This window comes from Pseudomonas fluorescens (assembly GCF_902497895.1).
Lineage (GTDB): Bacteria > Pseudomonadota > Gammaproteobacteria > Pseudomonadales > Pseudomonadaceae > Aquipseudomonas > Aquipseudomonas fluorescens_BP.
The window spans coordinates 67,935-90,845 of record NZ_CABVHQ010000008.1 but is presented as its reverse complement, the minus strand read 5'-3'; the positions used below and the strand labels follow the sequence as shown (position 1 = coordinate 90,845).

Sequence of the window (22,911 nt, the reverse complement as noted above, 5' to 3'; positions counted from 1 at the left end):
GTGATTGTCGCTGATGTAATGAGCATCGATCACGCCCCCCGGCCTCGCATGGCTATTGGTGGCTCGGCGGTTTGACTGCCAGGATGCTGCCCGGTACCGAATACAGGGCACGCTCCGTAGTACTGCCCAATAATCTGTCGATTCCCACGCGATGCACGGTGCCCATGACCACCACATCGGCCAGGTACTCCTCCACAAACTCACGGATCACGTTGACCGGCAGCCCCATGATGAAATGCCGGCGCTCGGGCGGTACGCCATATTGATCGGCCAGCGTCACGAAAGCCGCGTGCAATGCCTCGCGCAACTCGTCCATGAAATTGGAGCCCCATGACCCGCCGGCAAGCGGTGCATCGCCATTGAAGGCAGGTGTCAGATCATAGGCATACAGCAGGTGCAGCGGAGCATCACATTGCAGGGCCAGTGCATTGGCAGTCTGGATGATTTTGTCGTTGAGGCCGCAGATAAGCGTCTGCGGGTTGGAGGGATCCACCGCCGCCACGACCCTGCGCGGCAGCCCGTGCCGGACCTGGTTGACCAGATGGACGGGCACCGGGCACTCGCGCAACAGGTGGCAATCAAGCGGAGTAACGAATACCCGCTTGAGTACCGGTTCCAGCGTCACATCCTTGATCAGCATGTCGGGCTGAAACTCTTCAACATACTGCAGCATGTCCAACAGCGGTTGAGTGGTCCAGACCACCTCCGTGGTCACCTCCAGCCCTTGGCTGCGAAGCCGTCCGGCCTCGTCCAGCAACCATTCGCGATACCGCTGCAGGTAACGCTGGCTTGCCGCCTCGTCCGTTACTTCCTCCCATAAATGATTTCGCGGTGGTGGTTCGACAAAGGCACAAAGGTGCAAGGCCGCGCCGCAAACCTTGGCTAAAGCGGCAGCTCGCAGCATCGCCGGAGACTGATGCAAGGTTTGATCGATAATCAGCAATAAACGTTGGTATTGCCTCATCACACACCTCGATTCGGGTAGCGCCGTGAGCGAATGAAACAGGCTGATCGCGTTGACACGACCAGCACGATATAGCCTCAAGGCTGCACCCAAACACCTGCCTTGCGATTTGATTTACATCAAACTTATGGGGTTCTGGTGTGGCTTGCGTGACATCTGATCCAGATCAAATTCTGGCTGCACCCAAGGTGTACAACATCATCAACCGCGTGGACTGTTGCCACGCGGGTCATCTTCTACGCCTGATGGAGATCGCATCATGCTCACTATCGAAGACCAAAACACTCAAGCGGCCGCCACTTATGCTGCGGTGCCGGGTGAACACTGGATTGAACCGCTCTCGGACGGCCGGCATGTGCTCATCCGACCGTTGTCGGCAGAAGACCGAGAGCGCGAATATAACTTCATCAAACGCTTGTCCAGCGAGTCCCGGCATCTGCGTTTTCTCGAAGCCATTAATGAACCTGGTACGGCCCTGCTCGACCAACTGATGAACGTCGATTACCAGGGACACATGGCGTATATCGCCCTGGTTCATGAAAACGGTGAACTGCTCGAAATTGGCGTCAGTCGCTATGCTGCCGGCACCGGAGAGCATCAATGCGAATGCGCGGTGACGGTCGCCGACGAGTGGCAGCACCTGGGGCTTGGGGTTGCCTTGATGCGCCATCTGATCACCGCAGCCCGCCAAAACGACTTCCGCCAGATGTACTCCATTGACTCCGCCTCCAATACTCATATGCGTGAACTGGCGCACTTTCTCGGGTTTGAAGGTCACCGCGACCCTGACAATGCCACCCAGGTTATTTACCGCCTCACGCTTTGAACGCCAGCGGTTGAAGCATGCGTCTCAGAGGACCTGATTCAGGCCCTTTGAACCTTGGCGGCTGTGCCAATCTGGCGCGGCTTGCTATTACCTGCGTTGTTCCCCTTTGGAGATTGCCATGCATACCTCATTGAAATGGATTCTCACCACCCTGCTCGTGAGCAGCCCACTCATGGTCTCGGCCGTCGATGAGAAAAACCAGGAGCAGACGCCGACCACGTCAGCTCAAACAAGCGAAGTTGCAACGCCTGTGCAGAGCAAAGCCATGGCTGAGCAAATGCAAAAAATGCAGGCTGCACACGATAAGGTCGCAGCCGCCAAGACCCCTGCCGAGCGACAGGCCGCCATGCAGGAGAGCATTGAGACGATGAAAGACAGCATGACCCTGATGCATAAAAACTGTCATGGCATGGGCATGGGCATGGGCATGGGCATGTCTAGCAATAAAGACGGCATGGGGATGGGAATGATGGACATGATGATGAAAATGATGGATCAGCAGTCAAGCATGATGAAGATGCCGATGAGCGAGTGATACGGACAAGCCGGTTGTTAGTGCAACGGCGTTTTCACCTTAGCCAATATGAAGGGGGGAACCTCCGAGTGCTGATCCTTTCCGAAGCGTTGCCAGAGATCATTCCCCCTGGAGTTACCAAATGGGCAGCCACCCTGCCGGTGAAACCGCCACCATGTTCTATGGTTAAAAAGACAGTCACCGACAGGAGACTTCTATGCCGAGCACACCTGCGGGGCAGCGGTTGCGCTTGTACGATACCGATGAACTCAATGGCGTAATGCAAACGATGGCGCGCCATGCGGCAACTCTGTTGCCGGCCTCTCAAGCGGCACTGATCGGCATACAACGCCGCGGAGAGCCTTTGGCACGACTTTTACAGCAGCATCTCTCTCACCAGACCGGGCAGCCTGAAATCCCGCTCTATCCACTGAAGGTCAAGCGCTATGCCGATGATCTTAGCGTGCTGCATTCACACACGGAGTTGATCGAAAACCCGCTTCTGGGCACGCTGGACCTTGCCAGCACCACCTTATTGATTGTCGATGATGTCCTTTTCGAAGGTCACTCGCTGTTGCGTACCTGCGCGTATCTGGCGCAACTTGGCGCACGCCGGGTCTACACCGCGGTATTGGTCGATCGACACGTCTGCCAGCAGCCGGTCCATGCTCATATTGTCGGTGTGCATCTGCAGGTAGGCGCCAATGACATTGTCGAATGCAACGTGCCTCCGCTGAGCGCCGACTCGTCCAGAATTGCCGTGGGGCTGAGTAGACGGCCGTCGACCGGTATCACCTCTCCCAGGCGTACAAGCAGTGTCTGCCCCGGCTGGATCTGCTCAACCGGGATTTGACGCAAATCGCCTAGCTCCTGCAGCCAGGCGAAGCGTGGAGCCCGGTCAACCAGCGCACGTAGCTCGCGTTCGGCGCGTTGCTTAGTGAAAAACTCCAGGGTGCGTCCGGAAGCCAGCATTAAGGCAATCACCGCCGCTACCAGCATCTGCTCGAATACCAGGGCTGCGCCGATCGACAGCAGAGCGATCAGATCTACACCTGCCTCGCGCCGGGCCAGACGCCTGGCTATCTCCACAAGCAGTACCAAGACCATCACCAGGCTTCCTGAGGCCCAGCATAACGCCGCCCAGTCAGACTTCTGAGCAAAATGCGCAATGTCCCCGGTCAGCAGTGTCAGGCTGGTGAGCAGCAATAGAGCGGGGTCCAGCCACTTGCTGAGCATTGATGTGGATTCCTCAAAAAGGATTCGCCATCCCTCGCTGCAAAAATACCTGCTGCTCATCAGCGGGGCTATCTCATCGTTCCCCCTTGATTCTAGTGGGGCGGCAAACGCTTGGCGCTGCGGGCTCCCAGCATTTTGTAGAGCCCTGTGGCCAGTGGCAATGCACCAACGCCCATGTCCTGATATACACGGCGGTCCAGTCATAGGCATGCAGCACCTCAAGATGGGCGTCGCACTGCGACGCCAGCTTCACCGCTGCGTCGATGATCTGATCGTTGAACACCCGGTCCTGCTCTTCGCTGCGCAGTACATCGACGATCGCCAGCACGTTGCGTGGCGGGCACTGATTACCGGACGGACGCTTGGTTTGTGTCTCGCCTTGATCACAGGCGGCCAATACAACAGCTGTAAGCACCACAAAAGACAGTGCAGGTATGTCGATAAACTTGCTCATGGCATGCCTCCGACATGTGCTGATTCAGGCTCTGCCAACTTCCCCACGCGCGCAGCGCGCAGAGGTTCACTCCATCCTGTCTGACGGTTTCATATCGCCTCGGCATGCCTGGGTAAGGCGATAGAAATCAGGGCCGCCAGCAACACGAAGGCCGTAGAAACCCACAAGCAGGCCTCCAATCCGTAACTCTGATAAATCCAGCCGGACAGTACGGTGCCGAGCAGTCGGCCCAAGGCGTTAGACATGTAGTAGAAACCCACGTCCAGCGATACCCCGTCTTCTTTGGCATACGAAACGATGAGGTAGCTGTGCAGAGAAGAGTTCACCGCGAACAGCACGCCGAACACCATCAACCCACCCAGCAGCACAACGTGAGGCGACCAATCCGCCGAGAGACCAAGGGCGATTGCCGCAGGCAGACCCGCCAGCAATGCCGCCCAAACGAAAGCAGCCCGTCCATCCGGGACGTGGCCATGCTTCTTTCCGGTGATGTTCGGGGCCAACGACTGGACGATGCCATAGCCGATGACCCAGGCCGCCAAGAAGCCGCCAACCAACCAGAAGTCCCAACCAAACACCGTGCTCAGGTAGACCGGCAACGCCACCACGAACCACACATCGCGGGCACCAAAGAGGAACATTCGCGCCGCCGAGAGGATATTGATCGCCCGGCTCTTGGAAAGAATGTCGCGAAACTTCGGTTTGGCCTTGGCTTTACCCAGATCCTTCTTCAGCAGGAACAGGCTGGCTATCCATATCAGCGCCAGAGTCGCAGCCATCGCCAGCACGGAAACCGTAAAGCCCAGCAATGCCAGCAGCGCACCGCCCAAGAAGAAACCCACACCTTTGAGCGCGTTCTTCGAGCCGGTGAGAATTGCCACCCATTGGTAGAGGGTGCCTTGTTGGTTGTCGGGCACCAGAAGCTTGATGGAGCTTTTCGCGCTCATCTTGTTGAGGTCTTTGGCAATACCCGACAGCGCCTGGGCCCCCATCACCCAAGGGATGGTCAGCCAGGCGGCGGGCACAGTCAGCATCAACAACGCTGCCACCTGCAAGCCCAAACCAATGTTCATGGTGCGATTCAGGCCTAGACGGGCACCCACGTAACCGCCTACCAGATTGGTAATGACACCGAAGATTTCGTAGAATAGGAACAGGAACGCAATCTGCAACGGGCTGTAGCCCAACGCATGGAAGTGCAACACCACCAACATGCGCAGCGCACCGTCGGTGAGGGTAAAGGCCCAGTAATTGCCGGTCACCAACAGGTACTGGCGCACTTGCGGGGAAAGGGCTGACAACGCGTTCATGATCACTCCCTGTTAATCGGCCAAACCGACCAATTTGGCCAGCTCAACAGCGCGGTTGGCGTAACCCCATTCGTTGTCGTACCAGGCATAGATCTTCACTTGAGTGCCATTGATCACCATTGTCGACAGCGCATCGATGATCGATGAGCGCGGATCGGTGCGGTAGTCGATGGACACCAGTGGGCGTACTTCATAGCCGAGGATATTTTTCAGCGGGCCTTCTGCCGCCGCCTTGAGCAACGCATTAACCTCATCCACCGAGGTGGCACGCTCCACTTCGAACACACAATCGGTGAGCGAGGCGTTGGCCAGCGGTACACGCACCGCGTGACCATTCAAGCGGCCACGCAGTTCGGGGAAGATTTCCGCAATGGCGGTGGCCGAGCCGGTGCTGGTCGGGATGAGGCTCATGCCTGAAGCGCGGGCGCGGCGCAGATCTTTGTGCGGTTGATCGAGGATGCTCTGGGTGTTGGTCAGGTCATGAATGGTGGTGATCGAGCCGTGGCGGATGCCCAGATTCTCGTGGATCACTTTGACCACTGGTGCCAGACAGTTGGTGGTGCAGGAGGCCGCCGTCACAATGCGGTGCTGCGCCGGGTCGAACAGGTGCTGGTTAACGCCCATCACCACGTTCAAGGCGCCTTGCTCCTTGACCGGCGCACAGACCACCACACGCTTAACGCCCTGATCCAGGTAGGCCTGCAACACCGCCACAGTCTTCATCTTGCCGCTGGCCTCGATCACCAGATCGCAACCCGACCAGTCGGTGTCGGCAATCGCTTTATTCGCGGTGACCTTGATGCGCTTGCCGCCAATTACTACATGATCGCCTTCTGCGCTGGCTCCGTTGTGCCAACGACCATGCACAGAGTCGAAGTTGATCAGGTGCGCATGGGTTACTGCATCACCTGCCGGGTCGTTGATTTGCACGAACTCGAACTCTGGCCAGCCCCAGGCTGCACGCAGAGCGAGACGACCGATACGACCGAAACCATTGATTCCTACTTTGATGCTCATGCTGTTGTTCTCTTGGGACTGCTGTCTGGGGGCAACTACGACTTGGCGATGTCGAATTGACTGATGTAGTTGATATGCGCAGGGTGCTGAATGGCACGCGGACGCAGCGCTTGTACTTCGCTTACCGCCTCGCGGAACGGCACTCCGCACTCGATCAGCAGTTGCGCTGCAATCAATCCGGTACGGCCCGAGCCGCCCTTGCAGTGAATGGCAATATTCTTGCCTTCGGTGAGCAGTTGCTTGATCCGCTCACGATGGGCCTCCCAGGCAGCCTGGAACGACTCAGCAGGTGCTTGGTCGTCTTCCACGGGCAGGTGAAACCACTCGATGCCGTGCTGTTGGCATAGCTCTGGCAGATTCTCGACTTCGTTCTGGCTCAACTCTTCGGTCGGCATCAGCGTCAGCAAGGCCGAAGCACCTGCAGCCTTCAGAGTGTCCAACGCCTCAGCGACCGACGCGTCTTTGGTGCCTGGGCAAGGCGTGAAGATCAGTTGGCCTTGCACAGCTGTCGTGGTGAGCACGGAGTACGGATGTTGGTGCACGATCAGGCGTCCTTCAGATAGAGCGTTGATTAACGCGTTTGGAGAGTTCTTCCGCCGATTCCTTACGTTCGGAATAGCGGTCGACCAGATAGTCCTGTCGTTCGCGCAGCAGCAATGTGAACTTCACCAGCTCTTCCATTACGTCCACGACACGGTCGTAGAATGAGGAGGGCTTCATGCGCCCGGCTTCATCGAACTCCAGGTAGGCCTTCGGCACCGAGGACTGGTTGGGAATGGTGAACATCCGCATCCAGCGACCGAGCACACGCAGCTGGTTGACCACGTTGAAGGATTGCGAGCCACCACAGACCTGCATCACCGCCAGCGTCTTACCCTGGGTTGGGCGCACCGCGCCCATGGTCAACGGAATCCAGTCGATCTGCGCCTTGAACACCGCGCTCATCGAGCCGTGGCGCTCGGGGGAGCACCAGACCTGACCTTCTGACCAGAGCACCAGTTCGCGTAGCTCTTGTACTTTGGGATGGCTGTCCGGCACTTCATCTGGCAACGGCAACTCAGATGGATTGAAAATGCGTGTTTCTGCGCCGAAGCGCTGCAACAGGCGCGCAGCTTCTTCGGTCAGCAGGCGGCTGAACGAGCGCTCGCGAGTCGAGCCGTAGAGCAGCAGGATGCGCGGCTTGTGCGTGGCCGACAACGTACTGCCGAGCTTATCGAGTGTCGGCAGATCGACCAGTTCGGCATCGAGGTTGGGGATCATTTCTTCAGTCATAAATTTACTCCTGAGCGAGGGCGCCCTTCGGATGATCGAACCAGCGGCGCTTGAGCCAGAGGGCTACGCCAACCAGGGAGATCAGTACCGGCACTTCCACCAGCGGGCCAATCACCGTGGCGAAGGCTACCGGCGAGGCGAGGCCGAAAGTCGCGATGGCAACGGCTATGGCCAGCTCGAAGTTGTTGCTGGCAGCGGTGAAGGCCAGTGCGGTGGTGCGTGGATAGTCAGCGCGGAGCAGCTTGCCCATCCAAAAGCTGATGAAAAACATCACCACGAAGTAGATGGTCAGCGGGATAGCGATGCGCAGCACATCCAGCGGCAGCTGCAACACCATGTCGCCCTTGAGGCTGAACATCGCGACGATGGTCAGCAGCAGCGCGACCAGGGTCAGCGGGCTGATCTTCGGGATGAAGCGCTCGCTGTACCAGGTCTCGCCTTTGCGGCTGATGAGAATCTTGCGCGTAAGGAAACCAGCCAGGAATGGGATGCCCAGGTAGATCAGCACGGACTCGGCGATGCTGACAAAGTTGGTGTCAATCACGCTGCCCTGTAGACCGAACAGTGGCGGCAGCAGACCAAGGAAGATCCATGCATACACACTGAAGAACAGGATCTGGAAGATGCTGTTGAAGGCCACCAGCCCGGCGACGTATTGATTATTGCCGCCCGCGATCTGATTCCACACAAGCACCATGGCGATGCAGCGTGCCAGACCAATAAGGATCAGCCCGGTCATGTACTCCGGCTTGTCGGCGAGAAACACGATGGCCAGTACGAACATCAGCACTGGGCCAATCACCCAGTTCTGGATCAGCGACAGCGCGAGAATGCGCTTGTCCTTGAACACCTCGTGGAGCTCTTCGTATTTCACCTTGGCCAGCGGCGGATACATCATCACGATCAGGCCGATGGCAATCGGGATATTGGTCGAACCCACCGAAAGGCTGTTAAGCCAGGCCGGCAGTCCCTCGAACAGACTGCCCAAGCTGACACCAATCACCATGGCGAGAAAGATCCAGACCGTCAGATAGCGATCCAAAAAAGAAAGACGGCTTTTACTCATCGTCATGTCTCCAGTGTCAGAGAGTGCCGATCAGGGCCAGCTCGGCCTTGAGTTGTTCGGCACTTAACTGCTTGAGCGGTAAAGCCAGGAAGGCTTCGATTCGGGTTCTGATCTGTTCCAGAGTGGCTTCGAAAGCAGCCTCGATCTCTTCTTGAGTCCCTTGGTACTCCGAAGGGTCTGCCAAGCCCCAATGGGCCTTTGTGGCCGGCCCGAAAAATACCGGGCAGGCTTCGCCGGCAGCCTTGTCACACACCGTGATGACGAAATCAGGCGCCAGGTTCTCGTAGACATCGCTCGACTTGCTGTAGAGCCCTGCTGGCGAGATTTCAGCCTTATCCAACGTTTTCAGACTCAGCGGATGCACTTCACCCTTCGGCTGGTTGCCGGCGCTGTAGGCGTGCATATCCGTCGGAGCCAAATGATTGAACATGGCTTCACAAAGAATGCTGCGGCAGCTGTTGGCGGTGCAGAGAAACAGAATCTTCATCAGGCTATCTCGTAAAGGCCAAGCGCTTCTCGGGTAGACGTTAACTCAGCAACAAGCGGCCAGGCGCTGTGGGCGATCACCCATCACGTCGAGGCGTTTGGCGTCTGGACTGAGCCAGTGCTTATTGGCGTCCAGAGTGGTTTTCAGTACGGCGATCACCCAGTCCGGCAGACTGGGGTGCAGGCGGTAATACACCCATTGACCTTGCCGACGATCCTCCAGCAAACCGCAACTGCGCAGTTGCGCCAGGTGCCGGGAAATCTTCGGCTGGCTCTCATCGAGTGCGCAGGTCAGTTCACAAACGCACAGCTCTTCCTCACGGGTGATGAGCAACATAAGGCGAATGCGGGTTTCGTCGGCCAGGCATTTGAATACGGTGGTCGGTGTCAGATGGTCAGCCATAGGGGTCTCAACGTTTGGTTTTCACCAACACGAACATCTTGATGCGTTCATGGATCTCGTGAAGGGTGTGACGGAATGCATCGTGCTTGGTGCTGGTCACCGGATCTTCAAAGTTCCAGGCCAGCACCTCTCCGGCGCCTGGAAGGGCATGACATTCCAGAGACGATTTATCGCACAGCGTGATGACGTAATCGAAACGCTCTCCCGCAAACGCATCGATAGACTTGCTGTACAACCCTTCGGTACTTACACCCAGGTGCTGAAGTGCTCCCAAGGTACGGGGATCAATCTCGCCGGGCGCAGTGCCTGCACTGAAGGCGTCGAATTGTTCGGAATCAGTGTGCCGCAGCAGTGCTTCAGCCAGTTGCGAGCGAGCAGAGTTAGCCATACAAACAAACAGCACGCGGGTCTTATCGGTCATCGCCAAGTCTCGAATTGGATATGGTTTTACGAATATACGTTTTTTCGAATATTCAGTAAAGCAGCAAGACCAGTGACCGTGAAATATAGCCAATTTAAAGCCCTAGACGTTCATAAGCCTCAGCTGGATCGCGGCCACTGGCACGCCTTCAGCCGCTTAACATCTGATTAGTCGTATATCCGTATTTAGTAATTAATCTGTCATCACGGTGGCTTAGGCTCTCCCACACCTCAACCCCAAACAGAAATCCTGCGATGAAAAAACCGACCCCGACTGTTCTCTGCTAAAGGGGCAGTACCATTCTCCAAACAGGGCTTTACTTGTGCATGTACATGCACATATATTCTCGGCATGAATGTCACCACCAACCGATCTCAAGCCATTGAGTCTGCCATTGAGTCTCTCGATGGCACATTTTTCAAAGCCCTCTGCGAGCCGCCAAGAGTCGCGGTGCTGAAGCGCGTGATGCAATTAGGTCGAGCAGATGTGACCGCGATTGCAGCCGACCTACCCCAGGAGCGTTCTGTGGTATCTCGTCATCTTCAGGTGCTGCTGGACGCCGGGATCGTGCGCGCCACTAAGGTGGGACGTCAGATGTTCTATGAGGTGGACGGCCCAGCCATCGTCAAGCGACTGGAGGACATCCTCCATCACACCAAAAGCATTGCTTTACTGTGCTGCCCAGGCGGATCTCGCTGATTTTTTCTTATCTTAATATGTGTATAGGTGCGCACACATGAACACAACAGAACGCCCATTTGATGTTGTCGTAATAGGCGCGGGGCAAGCAGGGCTCGCCTGTGGCTGGCATTTGAAACAGCAGGGGCTCGATTTTCTTATCTTGGATGAGCAGCAGCAACCAGGTGGTAACTGGCGTAACTACTACGACAGCCTCGAACTGTTCTCGCCGGCAGCGTACTCCTCACTACCGGGGCTGACATTTCCTGGAGAACCGGGGCACTACCCCTCCCGCGATGAAGTAGTGCGCTACCTGGAGCAGTACGCCAGATTTTTCCAGTTGCCGATTCTTCCGGGGATACAGGTCATAAAGGTGAATCAAGAAGCTGGGGGGTTCCAGATAGTGGCAGCCAATGGGCAGCGCTTCTTTACCAGGGCGCTGATCGTGGCATCGGGGGCATTCAGTCGCCCCTATACACCTGAAGCTCCTGGGCTCGAAAGCTTCCAAGGTGTTCGCCTTCACAGTGCCGAGTATCGGAATGTGGAAATGTTCAGTGGGCAACGCATCGTAGTGATTGGAGCGGCGAACTCGGCAGTGCAGATTGCTTACGAGTTAGCCAAGGTGGCCAAGGTCACGCTTGCCACGCGCGAGGCGATTCGATTCTTTCCGCAGAAGCTACTCGGCGCGGATTTCCACGCTTGGCTGAGATGGACAGGCCTGGAAAGAACTCGCTGGCTCAATGATCAGAGCACGCCGGTATTGGATGACGGCACTTACAAAAAAGCGCTGAAGTCAGGACTATTCAATCAGCGGTCGATGTTCGGGCAAGTAACTCCAACCGGGGTTGTTTGGGCGGATGGTCACCACGAAGCCGTTGATTGCCTAGTCTTCGCCACTGGGTTCCGCCCAAATATTTCCTTTCTTGAAGACCTCGCGGTGACGGATGATCGAGGGCGATTGATGCAGCGCGATGGACGAGCACTGCACATCCCAGGCCTGTACTTTATGGGGTTACCAAAGCAGCGCAATTTCGCCTCAGCAACTCTCAGAGGTGTAGGGCCTGACGCTGAAGTCATCCTTCCACACTTGCTACGCCATCTGCGTTCCACAGGTACAGAACTGGTGATAGCCACGCAGCGATGAGCAACTAAAGCAATGATGCACGCCTACCTCAACCGGATCTTTGCATTGCCACTAGCAGGCCCTTTGAACTCACTCGACATCTAAGCCATTTTGGCCACAAAACAGGGCTTTCTATCCTATGCTGAATAGGTTGAAGTCAAAGTCGCTTACGACACAGGCGGGGCCGACTGCATCGCAAGCGTAATGCGGAGGCAGAGATGGCATCTATTTCCAGAAGAGGCTTCCTGAAACTGGGAGGCGGGGTTGCCGCGAGCGTGGCTATTGGGCTGCCCGAACTCACACAAGCGGCGACATCAACGCCTGCGGTAGAGGGGCGAGTCAATCTCCCCTACCAAATGAAAGCGATCACCAAAGCGCAGAAATTGCAGGTCAATACGCCAGTCCAATTTTCCTATCCCGATGCCGCCTCACCTTGTGCATTAATCAAGATGGGCGCTCCTGTTCCGGGCGGCGTCGGCCCGGAACGTGACATTGTCGCGTACAGCACCCTATGCACACACATGGGCTGCCCGGTTGCCTATGACGCAGAGAGGCGATTGTTCAAATGCCCCTGCCACTTCAGCATCTTCGACCCTGAGAATGCTGGTCAGATGGTTTCCGGCCAAGCCACCGAGAACTTGCCCAGCGTAGTGCTCGAATACAACCCCAAAGACGATTCGGTACGTGCAGTTGCCGTCGAAGGGTTGATCTACGGACGTCAGTCCAACCTCCTTTGATAAGGAGATTAAAAATGGCAACCAACAAAGATCGTGTGGCACTGCCTCCTACAGATGCCCAAAAGACCAACCTGACATGCCACTTCTGCATCGTGGGTTGTGGCTATCACGTGTACAAATGGCCGGAAAATCAGGAAGGTGGACGGGCACCCGATGAAAACGCACTCGGGCTCGACTTTCGCAAACAGTTACCTCCCCTGGCGGTCATCATGACGCCGGCAATGCAGAACACGATCACCGATAAGGATGGCAAGCGCTACAACATCATGATCGTGCCGGACAAACAGTGCGAAGTTAATAAAGGGCTGTCTTCCACGCGAGGCGGACAATTGGCCAAGGTCATGTACAGCCCCGACGGCGTAGGCAAGGAGCGGTTACGCAGCCCACGCGTTTATGTGGCTGATCAGTGGGTGGACACCAGCTGGGATGATGCACTGGCGCTTTACGCCGGGGTGACCAAAAAGATTCTTGATAATGATGGGCCTGCCTCGCTCGCCTTCGACTGCTTCGATCACGGAGGCGCTGGAGGCGGATTCGAGAATACTTGGGGCACCGGCAAGTTGATGTTCACTGCGTTGAAAACACCACTGGTGCGTATCCACAACCGCCCGGCCTATAACTCCGAGTGCCACGCTACCCGCGAGATGGGCATTGGCGAACTCAACAACAGCTATGAAGACGCCGAGTTGGCCGACGTCATTATTGCCATCGGCTGCAACTCATACGAAACCCAAACCAACTACTTCCTGGCCCACTGGCTACCCAACTTGCAGGGGCAGACGGTCGACAAACGTAAACAGCGTTTTCCTGGTGAGAGTGTCGTCCCTGCGAAAGTGATCTTTGTTGACCCGCGCAGGACGCCCACTATCGCGGTAGCCGAACAAGCGGCAGGTAAGGACAACGTGCTTCACCTCGATATCGAGCCGGGGTCAGATATCGCTCTGTTCAACGGCCTGTTGACCTACGTGGTTGAACAAAAATGGCATGACCAGGAATTTATCGCGGCCCATACCAAGGGGTTCGATCAAGCACTTCAAGCCAACCGGCTGTCGCTTGAAGAAACCAGCCGTATCACTGGCGTGTCGGCAGATAAACTCAAGCTTGCAGCCGAATGGGCCTACAAACCCAAAGCGTCTGGCCACCGCCCTCACACCATGCATGCATACGAAAAAGGGATCATCTGGGGGAATGACAACTATCTCATCCAGTCCGCCTTGGTCGACCTAGTGCTGGCGACCCATAACGTCGGACGACGGGGTACAGGTGTGGTGCGGATGGGTGGGCATCAGGAGGGGTACACACGTCCTCCCTATCCAGGCGACACCAAGATCTACGTGGATCAGGAGATCATCAACGGCAAGGGCATGATGTATACGGCATGGGGGGCCAACCCGTTCCAGACCACGCTCAATGCCGAGCAACATCGCACTGTCATTCTACGACGCGCCAATATTGTCAGAGAGGCCATGGCCAATGTCCGTGGCGGTTCAACCGCGCAGATGGTCGATGCGATTTACGATGCGGTGAAAACCAAAGGCGGGCTTTTCCTTGCCAATATCAACCTCTACCCCACCAAACTGGCAGAAGCCGCACATGTAATGCTGCCGGCAGCCCATCCAGGTGAGATGAATCTGACCTCTATGAATGGGGAGCGCAGGATGCGGCTATCGGAAAGATTCACGGATCCTCCTGGCTCGGCGAAAGCCGACTGCCTAATCGCGGCGGCTATCGCCAATACCCTTCAGCAGATGTATCTCGCAGAAGGAAAACAGGAAATGGCGGCGCGTTTTGCAGGGTTCGACTGGAAAACCGAGGAGGACGCCTTCAATGATGGCTTTCGCATGGCCGGCCAAGCCGGTGCCGGCCCAATCGACAGCCAGGGCGGCAACACGGGCAATCTTGTCACCTACGAGCGGTTGAGGGCCATGGGCAACAATGGAGTTCAGTTACCCGCCAAAGAATACCGAGATGGCAAACTGATCGGCACAGAGATGCTCTACACCGATTACAAGTTCGAGACGCCGGACGGCAAGGCTGAGTTCAAGTCAGCGACGTGGCCAGGGTTGCCGAAGCCAGTGGCAGAGCAGAAAGAGAAATACCAGTTCTGGGTCAACAACGGGCGCATCAACGAAGTGTGGCAAACGCTCTACCACGATCAATACAACGACTTCGTACAACGGCGTGTGCCAATGGCCTATCTGGAAATTAACCCCGACGATGCACAAGTCTTAGGCATTACATCCGGGGACGTGGTCGAGGTGTTTAACGACTACGGTTCGTCCTACGCTCTGGCCTACCTGGAATCGGATATCAAGCGTAACCAGACGTTTATGCAGTTCGGCCATTTCAACGGCGTGATGGGCGATCTGACCACGCCGTGGACAGACCGAAACGTAATCCCATATTACAAAGGGACGTGGGCGAACATTCGCCGCATCGGGAAAGTGGAGGAATTCAAGGAGAAGATCAGCTTCAAGTCGCGAAGGTTTAACGTGTAATCGCGCTTGTTTAGCGTTAGCCGGGCTTTTCTACCCGAGGTGGTCACGCTAGACGCACTGCCCCCATGCCAATTTAAATTGTATGGGGGCGTCAGACACCCTTCTCATAGCCCGCCCTCCTGTCAGAAAAGCATCACCGACTTCAATGCGCTTGAAGCAGTGCCGGCTGGAGTCTCGACCGGCGGGCTCTACAGCAAGTCTTTCCAAGCCCCGCCCAGGCGCCTAAATACACTTGCGGCTATTACTCCAGGCTTGACGCGGATCAGAACGTCTCATCCACACAGGGACTAGACTCAGGACGCGCTATCAATCCTGGTCGCTGGGCATAACGACTATCAGGTAAGCGCACTAATCAGTGTGCGGGTAATGCTCTGATTAGTAAAAAGGGTCAATGGCACTCGTGCGTACGAGTTCGGACTGTCGAATCGCTAGGGAAATACTCATGCAGTTTCTTGAGAACGCACCACGTTTTCTGTTTTTTACTGGCAAAGGCGGTGTTGGCAAAACGTCGATTGCCTGCGCTACAGCGCTGCAGCTGACGGCTCAAGGCAAACGCGTCCTGCTGGTGAGTACCGACCCGGCGTCCAACGTGGGACAAGTATTTGGCATCAGCATTGGCAACAACATCACCCCTGTACCTGCCGTTGCTAACTTGTCAGCGCTCGAAATTGACCCCCAGGCCGCAGCTCAGGCCTACCGAGACCGTATTGTCGGGCCTGCGCGAGGCGTGCTGGACGCCGATGTGGTCAAAGGCATGGAAGAACAGTTGTCCGGTGCCTGTACAACAGAAATTGCATCCTTTGATGAGTTCACCGAGCTCCTGGTGGGCTCGAAGCACACTGATGGCTTTGACTACATCATCTTTGATACAGCCCCGACCGGTCACACCATTCGCCTGCTCCAACTACCTGGAGCCTGGAGTGGTTTCCTTGAGGCCGGCCAGGGTGATGCCTCGTGCTTGGGGCCGTTGGCTGGTCTCGATAAACAGCGCGATCAATATTGTAAGGCTGTTGAAGCCCTGTCCGATCCCGCACGTACTCGGCTCGTACTGGTTGCTCGCGCCCAAACGGCCACACTGCGTGAAGCCGCACGCACCCACGAAGAGCTTGCGGGTATTGGCCTGAGCAAGCAATACCTGGTGGTCAACGGAGTGTTGCCCAGTACTGAGGCAGAGAAAGACCCTTTAGCCGCAGCAGTGTATGCACGGGAACAGGCAGCCCTTACCGGGATGCCGGATGAGCTCAAGGCGCTGCCCTTTGATCAGCTTCCCCTGAAAGCCTTCAATCTGGTCGGCGTTGAAGCGCTGAAACAGTTGCTGAGTGAAGATAGTCAAGCCGTTGAAGAGCTTGAATCTGCAGCGGTCGAGATTCATGCGCCAAGCCTGAGTGATTTAGTCGATGAAATTGCCGCTGATGGTCATGGACTGATTATGGTCATGGGTAAAGGTGGAGTCGGAAAAACAACACTCGCGGCGGCGGTGGCAGTCGAATTGGCACACAGAGGGTTACCGGTTCACCTCACCACGTCCGATCCAGCGGCTCATCTGGCAGAAACCCTGGATGGGGCAATGACGAACCTGACCCTCAGTCGCATAGATCCTCACGTTGAAACTCAACGCTATCGTGATCAGGTAATGGCCTCTAAAGGCGCAAAGCTAGACGAGTTCGGAAAAGCGCTTTTGGCAGAGGATCTTCGCTCGCCCTGCACTGAAGAAATCGCAGTTTTTCAGGCCTTCTCGCGCGTTATTCGGGAGGCGGGAAAGAAGTTTGTGGTTATGGATACAGCGCCGACCGGGCATACCCTTTTGTTGCTTGATGCCACGGGTGCTTATCACCGCGACATCGCTCGGCAGATGCAAGGCAGCAATACCCGCTTCAGTACGCCAATGATGCAGCTTCAAGACCCAAAACAAACCAAGATTTTACTGGTTACATTGGCCGAGACGACTCCGGTGCTTGAAGCTGCCAATCTGGAAACCGATCTGCGCCGCGCAGGCATTGAACCCTGGGCGTGGGTGATCAACAACAGCATCGCGGCGTCCAGGACTCAATCACCATTACTTCGTAAGCGAGCCCGAAATGAGCTCAAAGAAATTGAGCATGTGGCGCGCGAACACGCCCAACGCTATGCCGTGATCCCCTTGATGGCTGAGGAGCCTGTTGGGGTAGAACGCTTGCTCCGACTAAGCGAGAGACAGAGCTGACAAGCCTGAGTGAAGAGTCTGAAGGGATCAACGCTGGCACTGAATCGCCCTTGGTTTTCTTTGCTTGCGAGTGCCCACGCTTCATGGAGCGTGGATGCTCACGGTGATGTGCTCGATGACATTGAGATGTTCTACAACCCCAAACGCCGTCATGGTTTCAACATTCAGTCAGAGAAAGGTTCCATGTCTTTCACCATGTACACCGCCGAAGCGGGACAGAGTGAGGTGAACTCAGCTGACCTAGAAATCGTCCCGGGGGCCTCGACACGTGAGACTGTTCGATAACCGTTTGCACCGAAGAAAACCGAAGCTGTATTCGTCAGCAAATGCAGTCGTCGTGCTCCATCTGTTAACGCTACCTGTTCAAGCATCGCCAGCAAGCGACACCCATTACCCCGTCCCCGTCGACTATCCAACACAATGAGGGAGCGCAGCAATCGATCAGAACCTGCCCCTTCGATTCCACCAAACCCAAGTAACTCTCCATCTTGTTCGAATCGATAGAACACCCGATCAGGAAGCAACAGATCCTCCGTTGGAAGCCGAGCCTCGCTCAGAAAAACGCTCAACGCCGGTATCTCGGCGCTAGTGAGTTGCCTCACTCGAATTTCAATCTGGTCGCTCATCGGTGACGCCTCTCTTGTTAACCACTCCATCTCCCTTTGATTATGCATACACAACCCGGTCTGGACGAGTGCCATGCCCGCACGGCACGTCGATGCTGATGGATGTCTGTAACCGTATGATCGCGCCAATAGTCACGGACAAGCTGACACAGCCGCCAACAGACGGCCGCTAGTTAGAAATTGATGGTGCGTTGGAACGGACTACCTATATTGGATCGTAAGCGGCCTGCCACGGATGACGGTTTTCGGCCAGCAAGCAAACCTACTCAGCAACAGCGATTTGATTACGTCCCATCGCCTTGGCTCGATACAGAGCTTTATCGGCATTGTTCATCAAGCTGTGCAGATCGTTATCACCGGTATCTGTTGACGCTACGCCGAGGCTGGCCGTTATGCAGTGACCAGGCTCAGTCATCAATCCGGCGATAGTTTGGATGAGCTGTTCAGCGATCTCAACGGCGACCTCAATGGAGGTGTCCGGGAGTAGAACAGCGAACTCCTCACCACCCAGCCTGCCGTGGACGTCAGTTTCACGAAAGGACGTATTGATGACCACACCCATTTGACGCAGAACCTGATCCCCGACCTGATGACCGTAGGTGTCGTTGATATGCTTGAAGTGATCCATATCCAACATCACGACGCACAGAGGTAGCCGATTGCTTTTACAGTAATTATACAACTGCTGGCCATGCTCAAAAAAAGCTCGACGATTCTTCAGTCCAGTGAGTTCATCGGTCTGCGCCGCACGAGTGGAAATACTATGCGCCCGCTCCATTTCTCGTGTTAGACGAAAGGCAGTTTCCAATGCATCGGATAGACTGCGTGTAGCGTTGGCCACAAATGACGTGAACACTAAAACGGCCAGTGCCATACCAATCTGCATCGCAGACGATTGAAACAGCAGCCATGTGGTGCATGGCAACAAAACCAAGCCAATGGAAACTAACGTCATGTATCGATAGGCTGAGTAGCAGGACACCGCGCTCACCGACATTCCGACGATAAAAAGCATGACCAAAGTCTGCGACAAAAGGTCGTTTGGTGGCATTAAGGCTAACGCCCCTGCGCCCCAGATACCGGCGGATAATACTAGCGTACTCCAGTATTTCCGCTCCCAGCGTTGAGGTGTGCGTTCGCTTTCGTGGCTGCGAAAATAGGCAATGAACATCCAGATCCGTAACAACGCCGATCCCGTCAGTATGGCTATCCACCAAACAATGAGGCCGTGCTCAAAACGATCCCAGCACATCCAGCACAGAATCACAGCAGCCAGGTAACTACCGAAAACCGCAGAAACTGATTGGCGAAATAACTGATGCATCCGGTCAGTTCGCACCTGCTCTACTATGAAAAAATCCTGATCATCCCGAGATCCTTGGACATCCATTCGCTCCGCCTAATCATGATGCTGCGTCAAAGATCTATTGTGGCACCCTGCCACCACAGCTAACAACCGATTCATACGCATAGCTGACTTCAAAACTCACTGTTAGTCGCCTTTGCTCAACCCACGACGATCAATGACCATTTCGCGATGTTGCAAGCTCGAGATCGGGAAATCGGGCTCAGACGGCGCCAGCCAATCATGCCTTGGCGAGCCGCCACGACGAAACAGACAGACATGCTGAAGTATCAGCAGTGCACCTAGCACGAAACCAATCCCATCAGTCAGCGGCAGTGCAACGACGAACAAAGCATGTGCGGTAAACTCACTAAGTGTTCCCCTATGTCCCCACCCATTCGTCACCCTCCTAACTGCAAGGGGTTGAAATAATGGCCATATGCCGCTAATAGTTAATGATAGGTAAAGCATAAGGGGATGAAAATGGTGTCGAGATTCGTTGTCGTTCCAGGGATTCCCATCGAGACTGGATCGGCGCGCAATGGCGCCCGTTACTACTCCAGCATGGCCTCTGGTGGTTTCGACATCTACGATAATCAGGAGAAGTATCGTCTCCGCCTCTCATACTCAACCCGCGCGCAAGCGGAAGCTGAGTGTGAAAAGAAAAACGCTGAGCAGCTATTCAGCTCAATAGGCTGATCGCACCCACAATCGCCTGGCAAAATGACTATTAAAAAGGGCCCCGAAGGGCCCTTTGCAATCAAACGGCATCACTTGGTCAGCCAAGACTCCACGGTGTCAGAGCCATATTCAGCTTTCCACTCCTTAAGAGTTCTGTGGTTGCCACCTTTGGTTTCAACCACCTCGCCGGTGTGCGGGTTTTTGTAGACCTTCAGTTGGCGAGGCTTGCGAGTGCCAGTTTTCGACTCGGTTGCTGGTGCGCGACGACCAGCTTGTGGATCAAGCAGGTTGATCACGTTTTTCAAGCTGTAGCCGTACTCGCCAAGCAACGCCCGCAGCTTGCTCTCAAATTCCATTTCCTTTTTGAGGCCGGAATCGCTTTTCATTGACTCGAGCTCTGCGAGCTGTTCGGCGAGTTGTTGTTCAAGCTTGCGAAATTCAGCCAAACGAGACATGGATAACGTCCTTAAGGTATAGGGTTGCGCGAAATGCACATCCTGCATGCTAAGTGATGTTTCGACCTTAGTCACCAATACCCTATTGAAACTCGCCTACGGAGTTCCAACAAGGTGGGAGATACAGTTCAATAGCGGGGAAGGTTAATATCTCCAAAAAACTGGGGTTACAAGCACCAACACAGTTAGGATTTCCAGCCTCCCAAGGAGCATGCCAACGGTCAGTAGCCACTTGGCGGCATCAGGTAATGATGAAAAATTACCTGCTGGCCCAATGATCGTGCCAAGCCCTGGCCCGACGTTACACACCGCAGTAGCGGCACCGCTCAAGGCTGTTGTCCAATCCAGCCCAATGAGAGCCAGGCCCAAGGCAATTACTGCAATAGTGACGGTGAAGAAAAATGAGAAGGTCAAAAGCGAACGCAGGATCTCCTCGTCAATGGGATGACCGTTGTACTTCTTTTGAATCACGGCTCGAGGATGGATCAGTTGCTTCAAGCTACTCACGAGCAAGGCAGCAGCAACCTGAAAGCGGAAGATTTTAAGGCCACCAGCCGTTGAGCCTGAGCATCCACCAACAAAGGTCAGATAGAAGAACAACAGAACAGCAAAACTGCCCCAAAGTGTGTAATCGCCAACCGCAACTCCGGTGGTCGTGACAACCGACGTTACATTGACTGCCACGATACGGAACGCATCCCACCATCCGTAATCACTGTGAAAGCACAACCAAGTACCCACCACTAACCAAGTGACGATTAAGAAGCCAACAAGTCCGCGTACCTGATGATCTTTGAGTAGCGCACGCCGATGGCCGCGTAGCGTGGCGACATACAAGGTAAAAGGCAGGCTCCCCAAAATCATGACGACCACCGCAACCCAGTGAATCGCTGGCTGCGTCCAATGTCCCAGTGAGGCATCCGAGGTTGAGAACCCTCCAGTAGAGATCAATGACATGGCGTGATTGACCGCTTCAAACGGAGTCATCCCCGCGATCCATAACGCTAGAGTCGCGGCGCCTGTGAGCCCTAGATAAAACCAGAGGATGTATTTGGCGGCCATATGAGAGCGTGGAGTTACCTTCTCCGACCAGTCCGATGACTCTGTCTGGAATAGACGCATGCCACCTACCCGTAACAATGGCAGGATCGCCACAGCCATGCCGATGAAACCGATGCCGCCCAGCCAGTGAAGCATCGAGCGCCAGATCAACAATCCCGGTGAAGCGGTATCCAAACCAGTCAGGACAGTCGAGCCAGTGGTTGTGATTCCAGACATCGTTTCAAAGAAAGCGTCGGTGTAGCTGATGTGATGGATGAACACCATTGGCAATGCAGCGAAGGCACACACCACTACCCAGCTGGCAGTCGTCAGCAGATACATGTCTCTCGGACGAAGCTGGGAAGTCTCTGGGCGCCCTCGCACGATCAGCAAAAGACCACAGACGAAGGTAATCAGGCTTGACCAGAGAAAGGCCGACAGATCATCGCTGCGCTCGTAGACCACCAGCGTAATCATAGGAATAGCCATGCTTACGGCCAGCGTGATCAGAAAGATACCTAAGATGAAACCGATAAGCCGCATTGCCGCGAGGGACATAAAAAGTAGCCTGCCAAATTAGCGCCGCGCAGTATCGAATGTTCAACCTCAATACCCCCGTAATTTTTGCGTAAAATTTCTACGGAAATAAGCCAACCAAGGATCCCACGTTACGTAGCAGAACCTAGCTCGCCCTTCATGCATTCAAATGCAGGCTGCGCCTGTCTAGACATCGTAGTTCTAGCCAATAATTCTACAAATATATAGATTATAAAAATCTTAAATGTGTGAGCTCTCATGATCCGATCCAAAAATGAACTCGATATCCTGCAGTTGCGGGCTAACGCGGATGCCGCTGGCAAGCTAATCAAAGCACTAGCGAACCCTGATCGAGACTGCTTCTTCTCTGTCAATTGTCGCAGGGTGAGCTCAACGTGAGCGATCTAGAGGCGTTGTTAGGTATTCAGCAACCTACCCTATCTCAGCAGCTCGCGGTTTTGCGGCGGGAGGAGTTAGTGAAAACGCGACGTGAGGGGAAGCAGGTCTATTACCGGATCAGCAGCTCTGCTGCGCTCGCTGTGATCCATGTCCTTTACCATCACTTTTGTGCAGGAGATGCAAATGAGCATTGATTGGATCAACTTCACACCTTGGTCTTCGTTAAGCGGCGGGGCCCTCATAGGGCTGGCGGTTAGCTTGTTTGTTCTCGCAAATGGCCGTATTGCTGGAATCAGCGGCTTGCTTGGCAGTCTGATGCAATTTGACAGTGAAGGCTGGAGCGAAAAGACACTGTTTCTTCTTGGCCTTTTGCTTGCGCCCTTGTTATGGGGAGTGTTTGCCGTCTTGCCGGAAATCGAGATCCAGAGAAAGTGGCCTGCCTTGGTTATCGCGGGTCTGCTCGTCGGCGTAGGAACCCGTTACGGCTCCGGCTGTACGAGTGGTCACGGGGTTTGCGGTATTTCTCGATTGTCTCCACGCTCCATCGTGGCAACGGTGTGCTTTATGGCAGCAGGGTTCGCAACTGTGTATGTCACTCGTCATGTATTGGGGACTTAAA

At 55.2% G+C, this 22,911-nt stretch carries 22 protein-coding genes and 3 pseudogenes; 10 read left to right on the top strand and 15 right to left on the bottom strand.

Going from position 1 to position 22,911, the window contains the following annotated elements; translation table 11 throughout:
- Positions 1 to 52 precede the first annotated feature (52 nt).
- Positions 53 to 964 carry a universal stress protein gene (locus F8N21_RS06375; protein ID WP_150641345.1) on the bottom strand — a complete coding sequence of 304 codons (912 nt, stop codon included), beginning with the start codon at positions 962 to 964 and terminating at the stop codon, positions 53 to 55.
- Positions 965 to 1,223: 259 nt separating this feature from the next.
- On the opposite strand from F8N21_RS06375, the gene F8N21_RS06370 reads away from it, so the two are divergent.
- From F8N21_RS06370 to F8N21_RS06360, 3 genes are all read left to right on the top strand, one after another.
- Entirely contained in the window at positions 1,224 to 1,790 is a 567-nt protein-coding gene (locus F8N21_RS06370) for a GNAT family N-acetyltransferase (RefSeq protein ID WP_150641313.1), read from the top strand.
- Positions 1,791 to 1,908: 118 nt separating this feature from the next.
- On the top strand, positions 1,909 to 2,325 hold the full coding sequence (locus F8N21_RS06365) for a hypothetical protein (protein ID WP_150641312.1): 417 nt from the start codon (positions 1,909 to 1,911) through the stop codon (positions 2,323 to 2,325).
- A gap of 196 nt (positions 2,326 to 2,521) precedes the next feature.
- The gene (locus tag F8N21_RS06360; protein WP_150641311.1) at positions 2,522 to 3,157 is read left to right on the top strand and encodes a phosphoribosyltransferase family protein; all 636 of its coding nucleotides are present in this window, start codon (positions 2,522 to 2,524) and stop codon (positions 3,155 to 3,157) included.
- On the opposite strand, the pseudogene F8N21_RS30770 reads toward F8N21_RS06360, so the two are convergent.
- From F8N21_RS30770 to F8N21_RS06310, 10 genes and pseudogenes are all read right to left on the bottom strand, one after another.
- A pseudogene (locus tag F8N21_RS30770) lies at positions 3,088 to 3,276 on the bottom strand (hypothetical protein); the annotation flags it as partial. The gene F8N21_RS06360 and the pseudogene F8N21_RS30770 overlap by 70 nt on opposite strands.
- A gap of 345 nt (positions 3,277 to 3,621) precedes the next feature.
- Positions 3,622 to 3,877, bottom strand: a pseudogene (locus F8N21_RS06350) (universal stress protein); the annotation flags it as partial.
- 206 nt (positions 3,878 to 4,083) lie between these two features.
- The gene (gene arsJ, locus F8N21_RS06345) at positions 4,084 to 5,304 is read right to left on the bottom strand and encodes an organoarsenical effux MFS transporter ArsJ (protein ID WP_150641310.1); all 1,221 of its coding nucleotides are present in this window, start codon (positions 5,302 to 5,304) and stop codon (positions 4,084 to 4,086) included.
- A 12-nt stretch (positions 5,305 to 5,316) separates the two neighbouring features.
- A complete protein-coding gene (locus tag F8N21_RS06340; RefSeq protein WP_150641309.1) occupies positions 5,317 to 6,321 on the bottom strand; it encodes an ArsJ-associated glyceraldehyde-3-phosphate dehydrogenase in 1,005 nt (334 codons plus the stop codon).
- A 35-nt stretch (positions 6,322 to 6,356) separates the two neighbouring features.
- Positions 6,357 to 6,863 (bottom strand): cyclin-dependent kinase inhibitor 3 family protein, encoded by a 507-nt coding sequence (locus tag F8N21_RS06335; protein ID WP_150641308.1) that lies wholly within the window; start codon positions 6,861 to 6,863, stop codon positions 6,357 to 6,359.
- A 13-nt stretch (positions 6,864 to 6,876) separates the two neighbouring features.
- On the bottom strand, positions 6,877 to 7,593 hold the full coding sequence (gene arsH, locus F8N21_RS06330) for an arsenical resistance protein ArsH (protein ID WP_150641307.1): 717 nt from the start codon (positions 7,591 to 7,593) through the stop codon (positions 6,877 to 6,879).
- Between the two features lie 4 nt (positions 7,594 to 7,597).
- Positions 7,598 to 8,659, bottom strand: a complete 1,062-nt coding sequence (gene arsB, locus F8N21_RS06325; protein WP_150641306.1) for an ACR3 family arsenite efflux transporter — start codon at positions 8,657 to 8,659, stop codon at positions 7,598 to 7,600.
- Between the two features lie 16 nt (positions 8,660 to 8,675).
- Positions 8,676 to 9,146 carry an arsenate reductase ArsC gene (locus tag F8N21_RS06320; RefSeq protein WP_150641305.1) on the bottom strand — a complete coding sequence of 157 codons (471 nt, stop codon included), beginning with the start codon at positions 9,144 to 9,146 and terminating at the stop codon, positions 8,676 to 8,678.
- 45 nt (positions 9,147 to 9,191) lie between these two features.
- Positions 9,192 to 9,548, bottom strand: a complete 357-nt coding sequence (locus F8N21_RS06315) for a metalloregulator ArsR/SmtB family transcription factor (RefSeq protein WP_150641304.1) — start codon at positions 9,546 to 9,548, stop codon at positions 9,192 to 9,194.
- Between the two features lie 7 nt (positions 9,549 to 9,555).
- Positions 9,556 to 9,969 carry an arsenate reductase ArsC gene (locus F8N21_RS06310; protein WP_150641303.1) on the bottom strand — a complete coding sequence of 138 codons (414 nt, stop codon included), beginning with the start codon at positions 9,967 to 9,969 and terminating at the stop codon, positions 9,556 to 9,558.
- A gap of 351 nt (positions 9,970 to 10,320) precedes the next feature.
- Here F8N21_RS06310 and F8N21_RS06305 point away from each other — a divergent pair, with 351 nt between their 5' ends.
- From F8N21_RS06305 to arsA, 5 genes are all read left to right on the top strand, one after another.
- Complete coding sequence (locus F8N21_RS06305) at positions 10,321 to 10,668, top strand: ArsR/SmtB family transcription factor (RefSeq protein ID WP_150641302.1); 348 nt, start codon at positions 10,321 to 10,323, stop codon at positions 10,666 to 10,668.
- Between the two features lie 37 nt (positions 10,669 to 10,705).
- Positions 10,706 to 11,791, top strand: coding sequence for a flavin-containing monooxygenase (locus tag F8N21_RS06300; RefSeq protein ID WP_150641301.1), 1,086 nt, complete (start codon positions 10,706 to 10,708; stop codon positions 11,789 to 11,791).
- 197 nt (positions 11,792 to 11,988) lie between these two features.
- Positions 11,989 to 12,507, top strand: a complete 519-nt coding sequence (locus F8N21_RS06295) for an arsenate reductase (azurin) small subunit (protein ID WP_150641300.1) — start codon at positions 11,989 to 11,991, stop codon at positions 12,505 to 12,507.
- Positions 12,508 to 12,521: 14 nt separating this feature from the next.
- A complete protein-coding gene (locus tag F8N21_RS06290; protein WP_150641299.1) occupies positions 12,522 to 15,005 on the top strand; it encodes an arsenate reductase (azurin) large subunit in 2,484 nt (827 codons plus the stop codon).
- A 442-nt stretch (positions 15,006 to 15,447) separates the two neighbouring features.
- Positions 15,448 to 17,208 carry an arsenical pump-driving ATPase gene (gene arsA / locus F8N21_RS06285; protein ID WP_150641298.1) on the top strand — a complete coding sequence of 587 codons (1,761 nt, stop codon included), beginning with the start codon at positions 15,448 to 15,450 and terminating at the stop codon, positions 17,206 to 17,208.
- 164 nt (positions 17,209 to 17,372) lie between these two features.
- On the opposite strand, the gene arsN2 is transcribed toward arsA, so the two are convergent.
- From arsN2 to F8N21_RS06255, 4 genes are all read right to left on the bottom strand, one after another.
- Complete coding sequence (gene arsN2 / locus F8N21_RS06280; RefSeq protein ID WP_150641297.1) at positions 17,373 to 17,834, bottom strand: arsenic resistance N-acetyltransferase ArsN2; 462 nt, start codon at positions 17,832 to 17,834, stop codon at positions 17,373 to 17,375.
- 262 nt (positions 17,835 to 18,096) lie between these two features.
- Entirely contained in the window at positions 18,097 to 19,224 is a 1,128-nt protein-coding gene (locus tag F8N21_RS06275) for a sensor domain-containing diguanylate cyclase (protein WP_150641296.1), read from the bottom strand.
- A gap of 725 nt (positions 19,225 to 19,949) precedes the next feature.
- The gene (locus F8N21_RS06260) at positions 19,950 to 20,315 is read right to left on the bottom strand and encodes a histone-like nucleoid-structuring protein, MvaT/MvaU family (protein ID WP_150641294.1); all 366 of its coding nucleotides are present in this window, start codon (positions 20,313 to 20,315) and stop codon (positions 19,950 to 19,952) included.
- A 144-nt stretch (positions 20,316 to 20,459) separates the two neighbouring features.
- Complete coding sequence (locus tag F8N21_RS06255) at positions 20,460 to 21,914, bottom strand: TrkH family potassium uptake protein (protein WP_150641293.1); 1,455 nt, start codon at positions 21,912 to 21,914, stop codon at positions 20,460 to 20,462.
- Positions 21,915 to 22,151: 237 nt separating this feature from the next.
- Here F8N21_RS06255 and F8N21_RS06250 point away from each other — a divergent pair.
- Both F8N21_RS06250 and F8N21_RS06245 read left to right on the top strand, forming a co-directional pair.
- A pseudogene (locus tag F8N21_RS06250) lies at positions 22,152 to 22,486 on the top strand (ArsR/SmtB family transcription factor).
- Complete coding sequence (locus tag F8N21_RS06245; RefSeq protein WP_150641292.1) at positions 22,476 to 22,910, top strand: YeeE/YedE family protein; 435 nt, start codon at positions 22,476 to 22,478, stop codon at positions 22,908 to 22,910. The pseudogene F8N21_RS06250 and the gene F8N21_RS06245 overlap by 11 nt, the downstream one beginning before the upstream one ends.
- Position 22,911: the final 1 nt, after the last annotated feature.